Below are 17070 nucleotides of genomic sequence, written 5' to 3'. Positions count from 1 at the left end.
AAAAATAGAGGTCATCAAAACCCCTATTTTTTCTTTCTTTATCTTCTTACCAATGTTACTACAACTCTTCTGTACGGTTCTTCACCTTCGCTATGTGTAGATACAGCAGAATCAGACTGAAGAGCAGAATGAATAATTCTTCTTTCATAAGGATTCATCGGCTCAAGAGAAACAGATCTTCTTGTTCTCTTTACTTTGCTTGCAATGTTCTTTGCAAGATTTTCTAATGTCTGTTTTCTTCTTCTTCTGTAATCTTCTGTATCGAGTTTTACTCTGACATAACCATCCTGCATTTTGTTTGCAACTCTGTTTGTAAGATACTGCAGGGAATCCAGTGTCTGTCCACGTTTTCCAATCAGAATACCCATATTCTTTCCGTCCATCGTGATGCTCAGAGCACCTTCTTCATCAATCTCTGCTTTCACTTCAACATCGTTCATATCCATTGCAGCGAGTACATCTTTTACAAATTTCACACATGCTTCTTTTGTCGCATCTTCAACAGGAGCAAGTTCAACTTCTCTCTTCGGAACTTCTTTTTTCACAAATTCCTTCTTTGGAGCCTCTTTTTTGAAATTATCTTTTTTCACATGCTCTTTTTTGTGGAATTCTTTTTTATGAAAATCTTTTTTCTCTTCTTTAAATTCTTTTACTTCTTTTTTAACAGGCTTTTCTTCTACTTCTTCAACAACCGGTTCCTCTACAGGTTCCTCTTGTTTTCTGCGCGCCTTTATTACTGCCTGCTTCATGCCGATTCCAAGAAATCCGGCACTTCCTTTCTCAATTACTTCGTAATCTAAATGATCACTTGTCACACCAAGCTGGATCAATGCTTCTGTAATCGCATCATCCAATGTTTTAGCTGATACAGTAATGTAACCGTCCATAATAGCGCCCCCTATTTGTCCTCATTGAATTTTCTAACCATATTGGCTTTCGCTGCAAGACTTCCTTCTTTTGCATTCGCTGCATTCTTTCTTGCTTTTTCAAGCTTTTTCTCTTTTTCAGCATCAGAAACACCCAGACTTGATTTCTCAGAAATGTTTTTCGTATTCATCTGAGCCATTGCATTGATCTTCTCTGCTTTCTCGCTTCTCTTTGCACGTTTCTTTTCTGCTTTTTCTTTATTCTTTTCTACCAGATCTTCAACAGACATCTTCTGCAGGTGTTTGTTGATAAATACCTGCTGTACACAACGTACTAACGCACTGATGATCCAGTAAATACCGATACCAGTCGGCAATGTAAATACCATGAATACAGAGAACAGAGGCATTGTCATATTCATTGTCTTCATAGTTCCTGCCATCGGATTATCTTTATCCATCTGCTGCTGTCCGGAAATTGCCTGGGACAGTTTCATACTTACATACTGTGTTCCAGCTGAAAGAAGCGGAAGCACGATTGCCGTGATCATGATCACAATTGCCGGCATTCCGTATGATCCACTGTTCTTCAGCATAGCAGCCGGAGATACGGTAAGATCCGGTATTGTGATAAATCTGTTTACTGCAGCCGGAGCTCCTTTGATTGCCGGTACATACTGCTGAATATTATAAATAACCGGATATAATGCAAACAGGAACGGCATCTGGATTAACAGCGGAAGGCATCCTCCCATCATGGAAGTTCCATATTTGTCATATACCTGCTGGATTTCTTCCTGCTGCTTCATCATAGAAGCCTGATCTTTTTTGTTTTTATACTTTTTCTGAATTTTCTGCACTTCCGGGTTGATCACAGCCATCATTTTAGATGATCTCTGCTGATTGATCGTCAATGGAAGCATACAAGTATATACCAGAATCGTATAGATGATAATTGATAATCCTACAAGCCCATTATCTGAGGGCAGAGCCTTATCTAAGAAGTCATAGATAAAACTCATTACTTTACCTAATAGCCAGCATAACTGTCCTACGAGCGGCCAGTTTGCTGCAGTCAGTAAACTTACAGTCATTCGTTCTTCCTCCATCGTAACTACATTTTTTATGGAACTGGATCAACGCCTCCCTTTGAAAATGGATTGCATCTCAATATTCTCCATAACGCAAGTCTTCCGCCTTTCCATGCTCCGTATTTTTCAATTGCTTCTTTTGCATAACAGGAGCAGGTCGGATAATATTTACAGGTCGATGATCCTTTGAGGTTCGATAAATATTTCTGATAGAATCTGATATATGCCAACAGAATTCTTTTCATAACACGCTACCTCATATATATAATTCATGAAGAGTTCCAAGATGGATCAATGCGCTCTCTATTTCTCGATATGTTTTTCCTTTCGCACCGGCTCTGGCAATTACAACCAGATCCCATCCACACTTGAAGTGCTCTTCTTGTAGTCGATAACTCTCTCTAATTAATCTCGTTATTCTATGACGTACTATACTATTTCCAACTTTTTTACTTACAGATATTCCCAATCTGTTTACATCTGAATGATTCTCTCGAATATACATGACCAGATATTTGTTTGCACAGGATTTTCCTTCCTTATATACTAAACGGAAATCCCTGTTTTTTTTTAATGATTCGGAATATTTCATTTTCATTTTCTCCTAATTTTGAGAGAAGAAAAGGCCACATATATGCGGCCTACGCTGATAATTTCTTTCTTCCTTTTGCTCTTCTTGCTGCAAGAACTTTTCTTCCGCCTGCAGTGCTCATTCTTGATCTGAAACCATGAACTTTAGCTCTTTGTCTCTTTTTTGGCTGGAATGTCATTTTCATTGATATCCACCTCCTTATATTTTTAAGGGTTATCCCTCAGTTTTCTATAGACATCATTTTTTATTATATTCATAAAATTCCTTTACGTCAAGCAAAACCTGCGAGTTTATAGACTTTTTCTTTGTATTTTAGTTAATGGGGATAAATATGCCGGTATTCCACATTTTTCACTTCGCCTTATATAAATAGGTAAGAACTTATTTATCATGGAATTATCCACTAAATGTGGAAAACTTTGTGGATTTCAGTGGATAACTTGTGGATTTTAACTTTTTTTTCCACAAATCGAACGCAAATATGCCGTTTTCAGGGGGGAAATTAGTTATCCACATTGATTAAACGTTGCCTAATCCCCCATTTTGATGTAAACTATAATAGAGTATATAGAAGATTAGGAGTTTTATAAAATGAACACAGTAGAGGAAAAATGGCCGCAAATAATAGAACATTTGCGCGTGGAACACGAATTATCCAATGTATCATTCTCGACATGGATTAAACCGCTGAAAGTATATGATGTCATTAACAACACTGTATTTATTATGGTAAATATGAATTCAAGTGTTGAATACATTGAAAAAAAATATCTTCTTCCTTTGAAGGTATGCATTGCTGAAATCACAGGAGAAGAATACGAAGTTTCTTTCATATCCGAAGATGATGACCGATTGAATGAAATACAGAATATGGCAGTTGAAGCAAGTCAAAAGAAACGTACGAAGTCCGTAGCCGAAAGAGCCGGGCTAAATCCTAAGTACACTTTTGACACTTTTGTTGTAGGCGGAAATAACAGTTTCGCCCATGCAGTTTCCGTTGCGGTAGCGGAATCGCCGGGACAGGTTTATAATCCTCTATTTCTCTACGGAGGTGTCGGACTGGGAAAGACTCATCTGATGCATTCCATTGCACATTTTATTTTAGATCAGAATCCAAAGAAAAAGATTTTATATGTAACAAGTGAGACATTCACGAATGAACTGATTGAATCATTAAAGAACGGTAAATCATCCGGCAACGAATCTTCTATGACAAAGTTCCGCGAAAAGTACCGGAATATTGATGTACTGTTAATCGATGACATCCAGTTTATTATTGGTAAAGAAAGTACGCAGGAAGAGTTTTTCCATACTTTTAATCATTTACATACTTCCGGAAAGCAGATCATTATCTCCAGTGACCGCCCGCCAAGGGATATAGAGACACTGGAAGCCAGACTGCGCTCCCGTTTTGAGATGGGTATGCTTGCAGATATTTCTTCTCCGGATTATGAGACACGTATGGCAATCCTTCAGAAGAAGATCGAACTGGACAAGCTTGAAAAATACAACATCCCATTAGATGTAATCCAGTACATTGCCACAAATATCAAGACAAATATCCGAGAACTGGAAGGTTCTCTTAATAAACTGATTGCTCTTTACAGACTGAATAATAATGAAGGAACGATTGACATATCTCTCGCTGCCGAAGCATTGAAAGATATTATTTCTTCTGATAATAACCGAGAAGTTACACCGGAACTCATACTGGATATTGTTGCAGAGCACTTCAATATCAGTATTGCTGATCTTAAGAGCAAAAAAAGAAACGCAGAAATTGCCAATCCTCGTCAGGTAGCGATGTATCTGATGCGTACGATGTCTACCAAAGAGCTTTCTTTAAAAGCAATTGGTGCTATTTTTGGTGGAAAGGACCATTCTACTATCAAATACGGTATTGAAAAGGTAGAATCCGAGATGGAGACCGACGAAACACTGGCAAATACTGTCAATATCATTAAGAAGAAGATCAACCCGGCTTAGTTTATGTGAATTATTATGTGGACTGGCTTGGGATAACTTTCATATAGTTGTGGATAATTATGGGATTATATGTGGATTTTTAACCAACGCGGTGGATAGAATTTTTTTATCCCAATACAATCCCCATGAATTCTCATCGAAATCCACAGAGTTTTTAATTCCGGAAACGCCGATAAACAGAGGGCTTGAAGGGGTTTTCCCCTTTTCCACATCCCCTAAGGCGACGGATACGGAAGCATTTCATAGACATAATATATATTGCGCACCGCGAAAGGAGTTTTACACACATGAAAATTGTTTGCACGAAAAGTAATCTTGTAAAAGGGGTTAGCATTGTTTCAAAAGCGGTACCTTCAAAAACAACAATGTCAATCCTTGAATGTGTATTGATTGATGCTACAACAGATATTATCCGTCTGACTGCCAACGATATGGAACTTGGTATCCAGACAGACATAGAAGGTGAGATCATCGAAAGAGGTATGATCGCTATTGACGCGAAGTTTTTCTCCGAAATCGTAAGAAAACTTCCAGACAGTGATGTCATTATCGAAACAGACGAATCTTTACAGACTACGATTGTCTGCGAGAAAGCAAAATTCAATATTTCCGGTAAACCGGGCGATGAATTTTCTTATCTTCCAATCATCGAAAAAGACGAATCGATCGAAGTATCACAGTTTACGCTGAAAGAAGTAATCAGACAGACTATTTTCTCTATTGCTGATTCTGACAGTAATAAACTGATGACGGGAGAACTCTTTGAGATTAAGAATAATATGCTTCGGGTTGTATCTCTGGATGGGCACCGTATCTCCATCCGTAAGATTGCTCTGGATGCAGATGTTACAGACAAGAAACTTGTTGTTCCAGGTAAGACACTGATCGAGATCAGTAAGATTTTATCCGGAGAAGCTGAAAGCAAAGTAAATATTTCTTACACAAGCAATCACATTGTATTTGAGTTTGATAATACAGTTGTTGTATCCAGACTTCTGGAGGGAGAATATTTTAAAATTGATCAGATGCTGTCCAGCGATTATGATACTAAGGTCAGAATTAACAAAAAAGAATTGTTAAACTGTATTGACCGTGCTACCCTTCTCGTCAAAGAAGGTGATAAGAAGCCAATTATCATCAATATTGGTGATGAGATCATGGAACTGAAGATCAAATCGCAGATTGGCTCCATGAATGAAGAGATTATGATCAACAAAGAAGGTAAGGATCTGCTGATCGGATTCAATCCGAAGTTTCTGATTGATGCATTAAGAGTTATTGATGACGAGGAAGTAACACTTTATCTGATGAATGCGAAAGCTCCGTGCTTCATCAAGGATGACAATGAGACTTATATTTACCTGATTCTTCCGGTAAACTTTAATGCGGCTGGTTAAGAGGTGAAAAGATGGAAGTTATAAGACTGAGAGATGAATATATTAAACTCGGACAGGCACTGAAAGCTGCCGGTCTTGTTGAGTCCGGAGTGGAAGCAAAGGAAGTAATCACAGAAGGACTCGTAACAGTAAATGGAGAAACAGATACCAGACGCGGCAGAAAATTATATGCCGGGGATATGGTATTATTTGATGGAGAAGAGATAAGAATTGAAGATTGAGTCTTTAAAGCTTAAAAATTTCAGAAATTATGAGCTGTTATCTCTTGAATTTGACAAAGCAACAAACATCTTTTACGGTGATAATGCCCAGGGAAAGACGAATATCTTAGAGGCTGTCTATCTTTCTGGAACAACAAAATCCCACAGAGGAGCCAAAGACAAGGATCTGATTCGTTTTGAACAGAATGAGTCCCACATTGAGACAGTTGTAGAGAAGAACGGCATTAATTATCAGATCGACATGCATCTGAAGAAGAACAGTCCAAAAGGAATTGCGATCAATAAGATGCCAATCAGAAAAGCCAGTGAATTATTCGGAATTGTCAATATTGTATTTTTCTCGCCGGAAGATCTGAATATTATTAAAAATGGTCCCGGAGAGAGAAGAAGGTTTGTGGATCTGGAACTTTCTCAGCTGGATAAAGTATATCTGAGCAATCTTGCAAATTATAACAGAATTGTGAATCAGCGGAATCATCTGCTGAAAGAGGCGGCATACAACAGTGATGTACTGAAAACACTGGATATCTGGGACATGCAGCTTGTTCATTATGGCAATCTGATCATTCAGAGAAGGCAGGAATTTGTAGAACAGATGAATGAGATCATTTCCGGAATCCATAACAAACTGACCGGAGGAAAAGAATCCATCCGGATTTTATATGAGCCAAGCAATAGCTATCTGACGCTTGAGCAGGCGCTGAACAAGAACAAAGAAAAAGATTTGCGTATCAGAAGCACATCTGTAGGTCCGCACCGGGATGATATTGCATTTATGATCGGCGATATCGATATTCGTAAATACGGTTCCCAGGGACAGCAACGGACTGCGGCATTGTCCCTCAAATTATCAGAAATAGAGCTGGTAAAACAGTCGATTCATGATACGCCGGTTCTTTTACTGGATGATGTATTGTCTGAACTTGATAAACATAGGCAAAACTATTTACTGGATAGTATTCATGATATACAGACGCTCATTACCTGTACGGGGATGGATGAGTTTGTAAATCATCGATTTTCTATAAATAAAGTATTCCATGTCCAGAGCGGACAGGTAAAGAAAGAAAACTAGGAGGAATAGAATGAGTACAGAAAAAGTACAGCACGAATATGGTGCAGATGAAATCCAGATACTGGAAGGGCTTGAAGCTGTCAGAAAGCGTCCCGGAATGTATATCGGAAGTACATCATCGAGAGGTTTACATCATCTCGTATACGAGATTGTAGACAATGCCGTAGATGAGGCACTTGCAGGATTCTGTGACACGATTTTTGTGAGCATTAATAAAGATAATTCGATTACCGTTGTAGATAATGGACGTGGAATCCCTGTCGGAATCAATCATAAAGCGGGTCTTCCTGCAGTTGAAGTTGTATTTACCGTGCTGCATGCCGGTGGTAAATTCGGCGGTGGAGGATACAAAGTATCCGGTGGGCTTCATGGTGTAGGAGCTTCTGTCGTAAATGCGCTTTCCAACTGGCTGGAAGTTGAAATCTGTAAAGAAGGCAAGGTTTATAAACAGCGCTATGAGAAAGGAAAAGTCGTTCAGAAGCTGGAAGTGATCGGTTCCTGTGCTCCGGAAAAGACGGGAACAAAGGTTACATTTTTACCGGATGATACGATTTTTGAAGAGACTGTTTTCGAGTATGATATTTTAAAACAGCGTTTCCGCGAGATGGCATTTTTAACAGCCGGACTGAAGATTGTATTAAGAGATGAACGTCCGGAAGAAGAAACGATAGAACGGACATTCCACTACGAAGGTGGTATCCGCGAATTTGTAAAATATCTGAATAAGAGCAAGACTCCGCTGTATGAAGATATCATTTACTGCGAAGGAAATGTCAACAATGTATCTGTGGAAGTTGCAATGCAGCACAATGATTCTTACAGCGATAATACGTATGGATTTGTAAATAACATTACGACTCCGGAAGGAGGAACCCATGTAGTTGGTTTCCGTAATGCGCTTACAAAGACATTTAATGATTATGCAAGAAAGAATAAATTACTAAAAGACAGCGAGCCGAATCTGTCCGGCGAAGATATCCGTGAAGGACTGACTGCAATCATCAGTGTAAAAATCGAAGATCCGCAGTTTGAAGGACAGACAAAGCAGAAATTAGGTAACAGTGAAGCAAGAGGTGCCGTTGACAGTGTTGTAAGCAAACAGCTTGAGATTTATCTGGAGCAGAATCCATCTGTGGCAAAGATGACAGTCGAGAAATCTGTGATGGCGCAGCGTGCAAGAGAAGCAGCAAGAAAAGCAAGGGATCTTACGAGAAGAAAATCTGCTTTAGACGGTATGTCGCTTCCCGGTAAACTGGCTGACTGCTCAGACAAAGATCCGAAAAACTGTGAGATTTACATCGTAGAGGGAGACTCTGCCGGCGGTTCTGCAAAGACAGCGAGAGACCGTGCGACACAGGCAATCCTTCCACTGCGTGGTAAGATTCTGAATGTTGAGAAAGCAAGACTGGACAAGATTTATGGCAATGCCGAGATCAAGGCAATGATCACTGCATTTGGTACAGGTATCCATGATGATTTTGATATTTCAAAATTGCGTTATCACAAGATCATCATCATGACAGATGCCGATGTCGACGGTGCACATATCAGTACACTGCTTCTGACATTCCTGTATCGTTTTATGCCGGATCTGATCAAAGAAGGATATGTATATCTGGCGCAGCCGCCGCTTTATAAGCTGGAGAAGAACAAAAAAGTATGGTACGCATACAGCGATGAAGAATTAGACAGTATCCTGCAGGAAGTTGGACGAGACGGAAACAACAAGATTCAGCGTTACAAAGGTCTTGGAGAGATGGATGCAGAACAGCTCTGGGATACAACAATGGATCCGCAGCACAGAATACTTCTGAAAGTTAAGATGGATGAAGAGACAACAAGTGAACTGGATCTGACATTTACAACCCTGATGGGAGATAAAGTAGAGCCAAGACGTGAGTTTATCGAAGAAAATGCACAATACGTGAAGAATTTGGACGTGTAGGAAAGGAAAAGGATAAATGGAAGATAATATTTTTGACAAAGTCCATGAAGTGGATTTGAAAAAAACAATGGAAACATCTTACATTGACTATGCGATGAGCGTTATTGCTTCACGTGCACTTCCGGATGTAAGAGACGGTCTGAAACCGGTACAGAGAAGAATTTTATACTCTATGATCGAGCTGAACAACGGTCCGGATAAACCACACAGAAAATGTGCCCGTATCGTTGGTGATACCATGGGTAAATATCACCCGCACGGTGACAGTTCTATTTACGGAGCACTCGTTAATATGGCACAGGAGTGGTCTACCAGATATCCACTCGTAGACGGTCATGGAAACTTTGGTTCTGTAGACGGTGACGGTGCAGCCGCCATGCGATACACAGAGGCAAGATTAAGTAAGATTTCCATGGAACTGACAGCAGATATCAACAAGAATACCGTTGATTTTGCGCCGAACTTTGATGAGACAGAGAAGGAGCCGACAGTACTTCCGGCAAGATTTCCGAATCTTCTGGTAAATGGTACTTCCGGTATTGCGGTAGGTATGGCAACAAATATTCCGCCGCATAACCTGAAAGAAGTCATCAATGCAGTTGTTCAGATCATTGATGATCAGATCGAAGACAGAGAAGAGACAACGATTGAAGAGATCCTGAAAATCATCAAAGGACCGGATTTCCCGACAGGTGGTATGATCCTTGGAACAAGAGGAATCGAGGAAGCATATCGTACCGGCCGTGGCAAGATCCGTGTCAGAGCAATCACAGATATTGAAGCTATGCCAAATGGCAAGAGCCGTATTATTGTAACGGAACTTCCGTTTATGGTAAATAAAGCGAGACTGATTGAGAAAATAGCAGAGATGGTCAGAGATAAGAGAATCGATGGAATTACAGATCTGAGTGACCAGTCCAGCCGTGAAGGAATGAGAATTGTCATTGAACTCAGAAGAGATGTCAATGCAAATGTCGTCCTGAATCAGTTATACAAACATACACAGTTACAGGATACTTTTGGTGTGATCATGCTGGCACTTGTCGGCAACCAGCCAAAAGTCATGAATCTTCTTGAGATGTTAAATCACTACCTGAATCATCAGGAAGAAGTAGTGACAAGACGTACACAGTATGAGTTAAACAAAGCAGAAGAAAGAGCACATATTTTAAAAGGACTGCTGATTGCACTTGATAATATCGATGAAGTAATCAATATCATCCGAGGCTCGCAGAATGTCCAGATCGCCAAAGCAGAGTTGATTGAACGGTTCGGACTTTCCGAAGTACAGGCACAGGCAATCGTAGATATGCGTCTGCGTGCGCTGACAGGTCTGGAAAGAGAGAAGATTGAAGCTGAATACAAAGAACTGATGGAGCAGATCAGCAGATTAAAAGCAATCCTTGCTGACAGAAAGTTACTTCTTGGCGTGATCAAAGAAGAGATTCTTGTTATCCGTGATAAATACGGTGATGAGAGAAGAACATCCATCGGATTTGATGAATTTGATATTTCCATGGAAGATCTGATTCCAAGAGAAGATGTTGTTATTACAATGACCAAATTAGGATATATCAAGAGAATGTCCAATGATACATTCAAAGCACAGAACCGTGGTGGTAAAGGTATCAAGGGAATGCAGACACTGGATGAAGATTATGTAGAAGAACTGTTTATGACGCATACACATCATTACATCATGTTCTTTACAAATACCGGAAGAGTTTACCGTCTGAAAGGATATGAAATCCCGGAAGCTTCCCGTACTTCAAGAGGAACTGCGATCATCAATCTGCTGCAGTTGATGCCGGGTGAGAAGATCAGTGCTGTCATTCCGATTGAGGAGTACAGAGAAGGTGAGTATCTGTTCATGGCTACAAAGAAAGGTCTTGTTAAGAAGACGCCTATTACAGATTATGCAAATGTAAGAAAGACAGGTCTTGCAGCAATCACTCTTCGTGAAGAAGATGAATTGATTGAAGTAAAATACACAGACAATAATCAGGATATCCTGCTTGTTACCAAGTATGGTCAGTGTATCCGTTTCAAAGAAACAGATGTCCGTTCTACCGGAAGAACATCTATGGGAGTACGCGGAATGAATCTTTCTGACAGAGATGAAGTCATCGGTATGCAGTTAGATTCCCAGGGAAGTGAGCTTCTGTTTGTATCTGAAAAAGGTATGGGAAAACGTACTGACATGGATGAATTTACACCACAGAACCGTGGCGGTAAAGGTGTGAAATGCTATAAGATCACAGAAAAGACCGGTAACGTAGTTGGTGTAAAAGCTGTCAACGAAGAAGATGAGATCATGATCATCAATACGGAAGGAATTATCATCCGTATGAAGTGTGAAGGAATTTCCGTACTTGGGAGAATTACATCCGGAGTGAAGCTCATCAATCTTAAAGATAAAGACATCGTTGCAAGTATTGCGAAAGTAAGAAAAGGCGACGAGGATGATTCTGAGGAGGAGCAGGAGAGCACTTCCGAATCTGAAGAAGCAGATGTAACAGAAAACGATACATCTGAAGAATAGAAATATTATATTGATTAAGTAAATAGAAAAACTGACGTATCTGCAGAAAGAATCTCAGGAAGATCTGAAGTACGTCAGTTTTATTTATTTTATTATGACTGCTGTTATATTCTGCAAAAATCCTCTGGAATCCGGATTCCACTACAGTGTAGTTATGGGACTTCGCCTCTTAATATTCCCTGATTGTCATAATAGTACATAAAATCTGTGAAAATAGAGTGAAAGGAAGAGAACATTTTATTTTCGTAGAATTTTTATCAATAATGATGTAAGATGAAAAGAGGAAAATAAAGGAGGTCGTTATTATGAATACGGATATTAATATGGAGCAATTACAGAAGGATGCAGTAGAGATTTTCAATCAGGGGTTCGCCTGTTCAGAATCGCTGATCTATGCTATCCGCAAGAATTTTGATCTGGATATGTCGGATGATGCAATTGCGATGAGCTCAGGATTTCCATGGGGACTTGGAGGAGGCGGCTGTATATGCGGAGCGCTTGCCGGAGCAACAATGATGATCGGGTATTTCTTTGGACGTACCACACCGGGAGATCCAAAGATCAACAAATGTTTTGCCCTGACAAATGAATTACATGATTTCTTCAAAGAATATTGCGGAGCAACCTGTTGTCGTGTACTTACAAAAGGAAAAGAGAAAAATTCTCCGGAACGTAAGGCACAGTGTACAGATTTTGTAGCAGCAACTGTAAAGAAAACAGCAGAAATTATTCTGCGTGAACTGGAAGCATAGATTCTGGAAAGATTAAAGTTACACTTTTTAGCAAAGATAAATTTAAGAAGCGAGTATAAAAAAGGCTTACCTGCAGAGGTAGGTCTTTTTTGTTGAATATAAAAATATAAAAAAGCTATTTACCAAAAATCCACCCTTTAAATATCGAAAAAAGATAAAAAAATATTGAAAAACAATAAAGACATATTGAAAAACAATAAACAATATGCTATTTTATAGAAAATAAAATAAGAAGGAGCAATCTAATTATGAATACAAAGACAGTTAAATTTACAAAACATATTCTGGATGTAATGTTTGTAAGTGGAATTATTGTAATTCTGACATTGCCAATCAGTTTACGATATCTTGCAAAGTTCAAGATTGAGGTATTTATGAATCAGTATATACCAATGCTTATTATTTTCGGAATATCAGGAATCCTTGGAGTGACGATCATATATGAACTCCGCAGAATGATGAAAACCGTAATGGAAGAAGAGTGTTTTGTAACCGCTAATGTAACGAACCTCAGACATATGGCAAGATTAAGTTTTGGAATTACAATTTTATGGATTATAAAACTATTTTTCAATCCGATACCGGCGGCACTTGTAATTATAATCGTTTTCTTTATCGCAGCTCTGTTCAGTCAGGTACTTGCATGTGTATTCAATCAGGCAATCGCATACAAAGAAGAAAATGATTTTACGATTTAGGGGGTGTCACAATGGGAATTAAAGTACATTTGGATGTAATGATGGCACAAAAAGGAATCGGACTCGTTGAACTGGCGAATAAAATTGAAATTACGCCGGCAAATCTGTCAATTTTGAAAAATAACAAGGCAAAGGCAATTCGTTTTACAACATTAGAAGCTATCTGCAGAGAGCTCGACTGCCAGCCAGGAGATATTATCGAGTATACGAAGGAGTAATATGCGAAAGAAATTAATTTCGGCCATTTTAATTGTAATATTCTTTTTTGCTGTTCTATTGGGTATTTATCAAACAAATTACAATAGCATTATTAAGACATATGGCGGAGAAGTATCAGAAAGTTTCCCAGAGAAGATTCCATGTGCCAAAAACAAAAGTAAAGTGGACATATAGTTTTGTAAAATGTAGTGGAACACAAGAAAAAGAATACGAATGGAATCATGGTTATGTATGTGGATGGGCAGCCAATGATGAAATTCATACAATTGTATATTTTTACGAAAATTGGTAATTAAGATTGTGGATATTGAAGGAGCGTTTAATATGGATCGATATATTGAAAAAATAAAAGAAGAATATCCGTTTTTTGCAGCATTAAGTTTATTATATGGAATTATTTTCACAGTATCATTGTATGAAAATATTTCCGGAATCACATTTCCAATATGCATCGGAATCACAATTATTTTTATAAAAATTTTTTTAAAGAAACTGGGTCTGAAATTAAAAAAGGATTCCTGGATATACATAACAGGAATGTTGCTTTTAGGAATATCAACTGCATGTACAACATCGTACTTTTTTATATTTTTCAACTGGGTAGGAACAGCAATTTTATTAACCGTATTTATGCTGCATCAGTTTTATGATGATACAAGCTGGAATTTCGGCGGCTATCTGAAACGAATCATTTTACTTGGAATTGGAATGATCGAAAGTACGCCAGCCCTGTATGTTGGAGGAGTAAGATATCTAACAAGAGATCACACCGGAGAAGATAAAGCAAAAAAGAAAAATATGTTGATTGCAGTTTTAGTTGGAATAGTAATTGCAGCATTGTTGCTTCTCATCATATTTCCGGTGCTGTTCAGTTCGGATGCAATATTTGCAGGGATATTTGGGAATGTATTAAAGCATATAAAAATAGGCAGGGTACCTGGATATATCGTTTTATTTATAGCAGGTGTACATTTATGCTACACATTTTTCTATACAGCAAGCAAGAAAAATTTTGCGGAAACGGATAAAGAAAAGAAGAAAAATGGAAATGCAGTAATTGCGATCACATTCACAGGAATCATCAGCGCAATTTATGTATTATATTGTATAATACAGATTTTTTATCTATTCATCGGAGTGCAAAAAGGTCTTCCGGCAAATACAACCTATGCGGAATATGCAAGAGGCGGCTTCTGGCAGTTATTGTTTGTCAGTGCACTTAATTTTATAATTGTTATATTATGCCTTTATATATTCAAAGAAAATAAAATTTTAAATATTATACTAACCATAGTCTGCAGTTGTACATTTATAATGATCATTTCAGCGGCATACCGGATGTTACTTTATATCGGAGTTTATCATCTTACATTTTTAAGAATACTTGTATTATGGTCATTGTTGGTACTTGGACTTGTTATGTGTGGCGTCGTGATTTCGATATATAAAAGAAACTTTCCAATGTTTCGTTATACAATGGTGATTGCATTTGGATTATATATTTTTTTGTCATTCAGCCAACCGGACTGGATGATTTCAAAATATAACATTGCTCATATACAGGCAGAAAATAAAAAACTGAAATTTAATGATATAGCAGAGCTGACAGATATGTGGTCAGAAGATGCTGCTCCTGTATTAGCAGATCTGAAATCGGAAGATCTGGACAGTGAAGACAGAGATAATGTAAAAGATGTACTGGCGGAATATTTCCGGGAAGTGAAAAAAGACCAAAGTGATCTAAATTTAAGAAATTGGAATTTAGGAAGGTATAAAGCGAAAAAAGCAGTAGAAAACTTCCAAAAGGGGACGGGGATTTTTTAGAAAATCCCCGTCCCCTTTTGGACATGCACCTGGCACTTTAAAAAAAATCCCCGTCCCCTTTTTACTAACTTTACATTTTATCCACAAAACATTATACTAAAATAGATAATATTCCCCAACAGTGGGGAAACGAATAAGGAGAGGAGTTTACAATGAAAAGGATCATAATGATGGTATTTCGGAATCTGTTTCTAGTTCCTTATATGTGGATAAGATTGTGCTATCATGCATCACATGTGGATAAATACAAAGAAGAACAACATTACGAGTTACTAAAGTATATTACTCACAGAGCAAATAAAGGTGGAAACGTTACGATTGATGCATACGGTGTGGAAAATATTCCGGATGAAAATGGATTTATGTTCTTTCCGAATCATCAGGGGCTTTATGATGTATTGGCTATTCTGGATGTATGCCCGAAGCCATTTTCAGTTGTAGCTAAGAAGGAAATTGCGAACATTCAGTTTTTGAAACAAGTATTTGCCTGTATGAAAGCATATATGATAGATCGAGATGACATTAAGCAATCACTTCAGGTAATTATCAATGTAACAAATGAAGTAAAAAAGGGAAGAAACTATTTAATTTTCCCAGAAGGAACAAGATCTAAAAATGGAAATGAGCTTCTGGAGTTTAAAGGTGGAAGCTTTAAAGCTGCTACAAAAGCGAAATGTCCAATCATTCCGGTAGCTTTAATAGATTCATTTAAACCATTTGACACAAATACTACAAGTCAGGTAACAGTTCAGGTACATTTTCTGAAACCTCTTTATTATGAAGATTATAAAGATATGAATACAAAAGAAATAGCAGCGCTAGTCAGAGAAAGAATTCAGAGTACAATTAGAGAAGCTGGATTTTAAATAGAAATAGTGCAACGTAAAGAAACTTGTTTTTCTACGAAGTGAAGAAAAAGAGTAGAAGTTGGTTTTACAAATGGGAAAGTAAAAAGGGCTTATTTAGTTTCACAATGACATAATTGAGAAAAAATAAAAAAATGGAAATACTATATTGACAATAAATATAAACTCTAGTATAATAATGCGTGCTGGAGAAATACTCAAGAGGCTGAAGAGGCGCCCCTGCTAAGGGTGTAGGTCGGGTGACCGGCGCGAGGGTTCAAATCCCTCTTTCTCCGTAAGAAAATCGCAATTCATTGAATTGCGATTTTTTGTTATGCGATGAGGAAAATACGCCATGCTTTTATGACAGCATTTGTCGACCGCTAATCAGCGAATAAAACTCGCAAAGTGTTTTCTATGGAAACAGGAAAAAACATATATGTAGATTCATTCTGCGCCATCTAATCAGAATAAGATTTTTAAAGTATATCTCATATGAAGTTGATTTGCACTAGAATTTAGAATTATTAATGTCAGGTTTACCGGTTTTATTATTTAACAGAGAAAGCATCATTAATTGTAATGGCAAATAAAATGAAAGCTATAGAAAATATAATATTATATGTATTATTATAAATAATCGAATGCAAAAAATTGTGTTACAAAAATATAATGTGAAAAGATATATAAAATAAGAAGTAAGAATGTAGAGTGTACAGTTATGATATGGGAATATAAAGACCTATATATAGTATAAAAGCATTAAATTAATACTTTGTGTAGCATTAGAAAAGAAAATGTAAAAAAGTGTAAAAAAAATTACTAAAACTATTGACATGTAATTGCGTAAATGGTATTATATCTAAGCTGACTCGCAAGAACAACGGTTCAAACGAATAGCAAAATAAATTTAAAAAGTTGTTGACAAACGCTTGAAGATGTGATAATCTAATATAGCTGTCGATGAGACAACAGATAAGAACCTTGATAATTAAACAATAGACAACAACCCTGAAA

At 37.7% G+C, this 17070-nt stretch carries 17 protein-coding genes and 1 tRNA gene; 13 read left to right on the top strand and 5 right to left on the bottom strand.

The window, feature by feature from the left end:
* Positions 1 to 38: 38 nt before the first annotated feature.
* From jag to rpmH, 5 genes are read right to left on the bottom strand one after another with little or no spacing between them, the layout of a single operon-like run.
* Positions 39 to 887, bottom strand: coding sequence for an RNA-binding cell elongation regulator Jag/EloR (gene jag / locus DW125_RS13510; protein WP_117538470.1), 849 nt, complete (start codon positions 885 to 887; stop codon positions 39 to 41).
* 11 nt (positions 888 to 898) lie between these two features.
* Positions 899 to 1960 (bottom strand): YidC/Oxa1 family membrane protein insertase, encoded by a 1062-nt coding sequence (locus DW125_RS13505; RefSeq protein WP_021859820.1) that lies wholly within the window; start codon positions 1958 to 1960, stop codon positions 899 to 901.
* A gap of 29 nt (positions 1961 to 1989) precedes the next feature.
* Complete coding sequence (gene yidD, locus DW125_RS13500) at positions 1990 to 2202, bottom strand: membrane protein insertion efficiency factor YidD (RefSeq protein ID WP_021859821.1); 213 nt, start codon at positions 2200 to 2202, stop codon at positions 1990 to 1992.
* A gap of 11 nt (positions 2203 to 2213) precedes the next feature.
* Positions 2214 to 2549 (bottom strand): ribonuclease P protein component, encoded by a 336-nt coding sequence (rnpA, locus tag DW125_RS13495; RefSeq protein WP_021859822.1) that lies wholly within the window; start codon positions 2547 to 2549, stop codon positions 2214 to 2216.
* Between the two features lie 49 nt (positions 2550 to 2598).
* Positions 2599 to 2733, bottom strand: a complete 135-nt coding sequence (gene rpmH, locus DW125_RS13490; RefSeq protein ID WP_021859823.1) for a 50S ribosomal protein L34 — start codon at positions 2731 to 2733, stop codon at positions 2599 to 2601.
* 407 nt (positions 2734 to 3140) lie between these two features.
* Between rpmH and dnaA the strand changes: the two genes are divergently transcribed.
* The 13 genes from dnaA to DW125_RS13425 all read left to right on the top strand — a co-directional run bounded on the left by dnaA (position 3141) and on the right by DW125_RS13425 (position 16349).
* Positions 3141 to 4535 (top strand): chromosomal replication initiator protein DnaA, encoded by a 1395-nt coding sequence (gene dnaA, locus DW125_RS13485; protein ID WP_021859824.1) that lies wholly within the window; start codon positions 3141 to 3143, stop codon positions 4533 to 4535.
* Between the two features lie 287 nt (positions 4536 to 4822).
* Positions 4823 to 5932 (top strand): DNA polymerase III subunit beta, encoded by a 1110-nt coding sequence (dnaN, locus tag DW125_RS13480; protein ID WP_021859825.1) that lies wholly within the window; start codon positions 4823 to 4825, stop codon positions 5930 to 5932.
* Positions 5933 to 5943: 11 nt separating this feature from the next.
* Positions 5944 to 6153 carry an RNA-binding S4 domain-containing protein gene (locus DW125_RS13475; protein WP_021859826.1) on the top strand — a complete coding sequence of 70 codons (210 nt, stop codon included), beginning with the start codon at positions 5944 to 5946 and terminating at the stop codon, positions 6151 to 6153.
* Positions 6143 to 7228: a DNA replication/repair protein RecF gene (gene recF / locus DW125_RS13470; protein WP_117538469.1), complete on the top strand. Its 1086-nt coding sequence runs from the start codon at positions 6143 to 6145 to the stop codon at positions 7226 to 7228. Before DW125_RS13475 ends, recF begins: the two co-directional genes overlap by 11 nt.
* Before the next feature lie 10 nt (positions 7229 to 7238).
* Positions 7239 to 9173 carry a DNA topoisomerase (ATP-hydrolyzing) subunit B gene (gene gyrB, locus DW125_RS13465; RefSeq protein WP_021859828.1) on the top strand — a complete coding sequence of 645 codons (1935 nt, stop codon included), beginning with the start codon at positions 7239 to 7241 and terminating at the stop codon, positions 9171 to 9173.
* 16 nt (positions 9174 to 9189) lie between these two features.
* On the top strand, positions 9190 to 11715 hold the full coding sequence (gyrA, locus tag DW125_RS13460; protein WP_117538468.1) for a DNA gyrase subunit A: 2526 nt from the start codon (positions 9190 to 9192) through the stop codon (positions 11713 to 11715).
* Between the two features lie 305 nt (positions 11716 to 12020).
* Positions 12021 to 12467 (top strand): C-GCAxxG-C-C family protein, encoded by a 447-nt coding sequence (locus DW125_RS13455; protein ID WP_021859830.1) that lies wholly within the window; start codon positions 12021 to 12023, stop codon positions 12465 to 12467.
* A gap of 248 nt (positions 12468 to 12715) precedes the next feature.
* Entirely contained in the window at positions 12716 to 13165 is a 450-nt protein-coding gene (locus tag DW125_RS13450; protein WP_117538467.1) for a DUF2975 domain-containing protein, read from the top strand.
* 11 nt (positions 13166 to 13176) lie between these two features.
* The gene (locus DW125_RS13445; protein ID WP_117538466.1) at positions 13177 to 13383 is read left to right on the top strand and encodes a helix-turn-helix domain-containing protein; all 207 of its coding nucleotides are present in this window, start codon (positions 13177 to 13179) and stop codon (positions 13381 to 13383) included.
* A gap of 143 nt (positions 13384 to 13526) precedes the next feature.
* Positions 13527 to 13676 carry a hypothetical protein gene (locus DW125_RS13440; RefSeq protein WP_207658364.1) on the top strand — a complete coding sequence of 50 codons (150 nt, stop codon included), beginning with the start codon at positions 13527 to 13529 and terminating at the stop codon, positions 13674 to 13676.
* A 32-nt stretch (positions 13677 to 13708) separates the two neighbouring features.
* The gene (locus tag DW125_RS13435) at positions 13709 to 15208 is read left to right on the top strand and encodes a DUF4153 domain-containing protein (RefSeq protein ID WP_117538464.1); all 1500 of its coding nucleotides are present in this window, start codon (positions 13709 to 13711) and stop codon (positions 15206 to 15208) included.
* Positions 15209 to 15360: 152 nt separating this feature from the next.
* A complete protein-coding gene (locus DW125_RS13430) occupies positions 15361 to 16074 on the top strand; it encodes a lysophospholipid acyltransferase family protein (RefSeq protein WP_117538463.1) in 714 nt (237 codons plus the stop codon).
* A gap of 187 nt (positions 16075 to 16261) precedes the next feature.
* Positions 16262 to 16349: transfer RNA gene (locus DW125_RS13425), tRNA-Ser, on the top strand.
* Positions 16350 to 17070: the final 721 nt, after the last annotated feature.

This window comes from Dorea sp. AM10-31, assembly GCF_003435815.1.
Lineage (GTDB): Bacteria > Bacillota > Clostridia > Lachnospirales > Lachnospiraceae > Dorea_D > Dorea_D hominis.
This window is presented reverse-complemented; position numbering and strand designations above follow the sequence as displayed.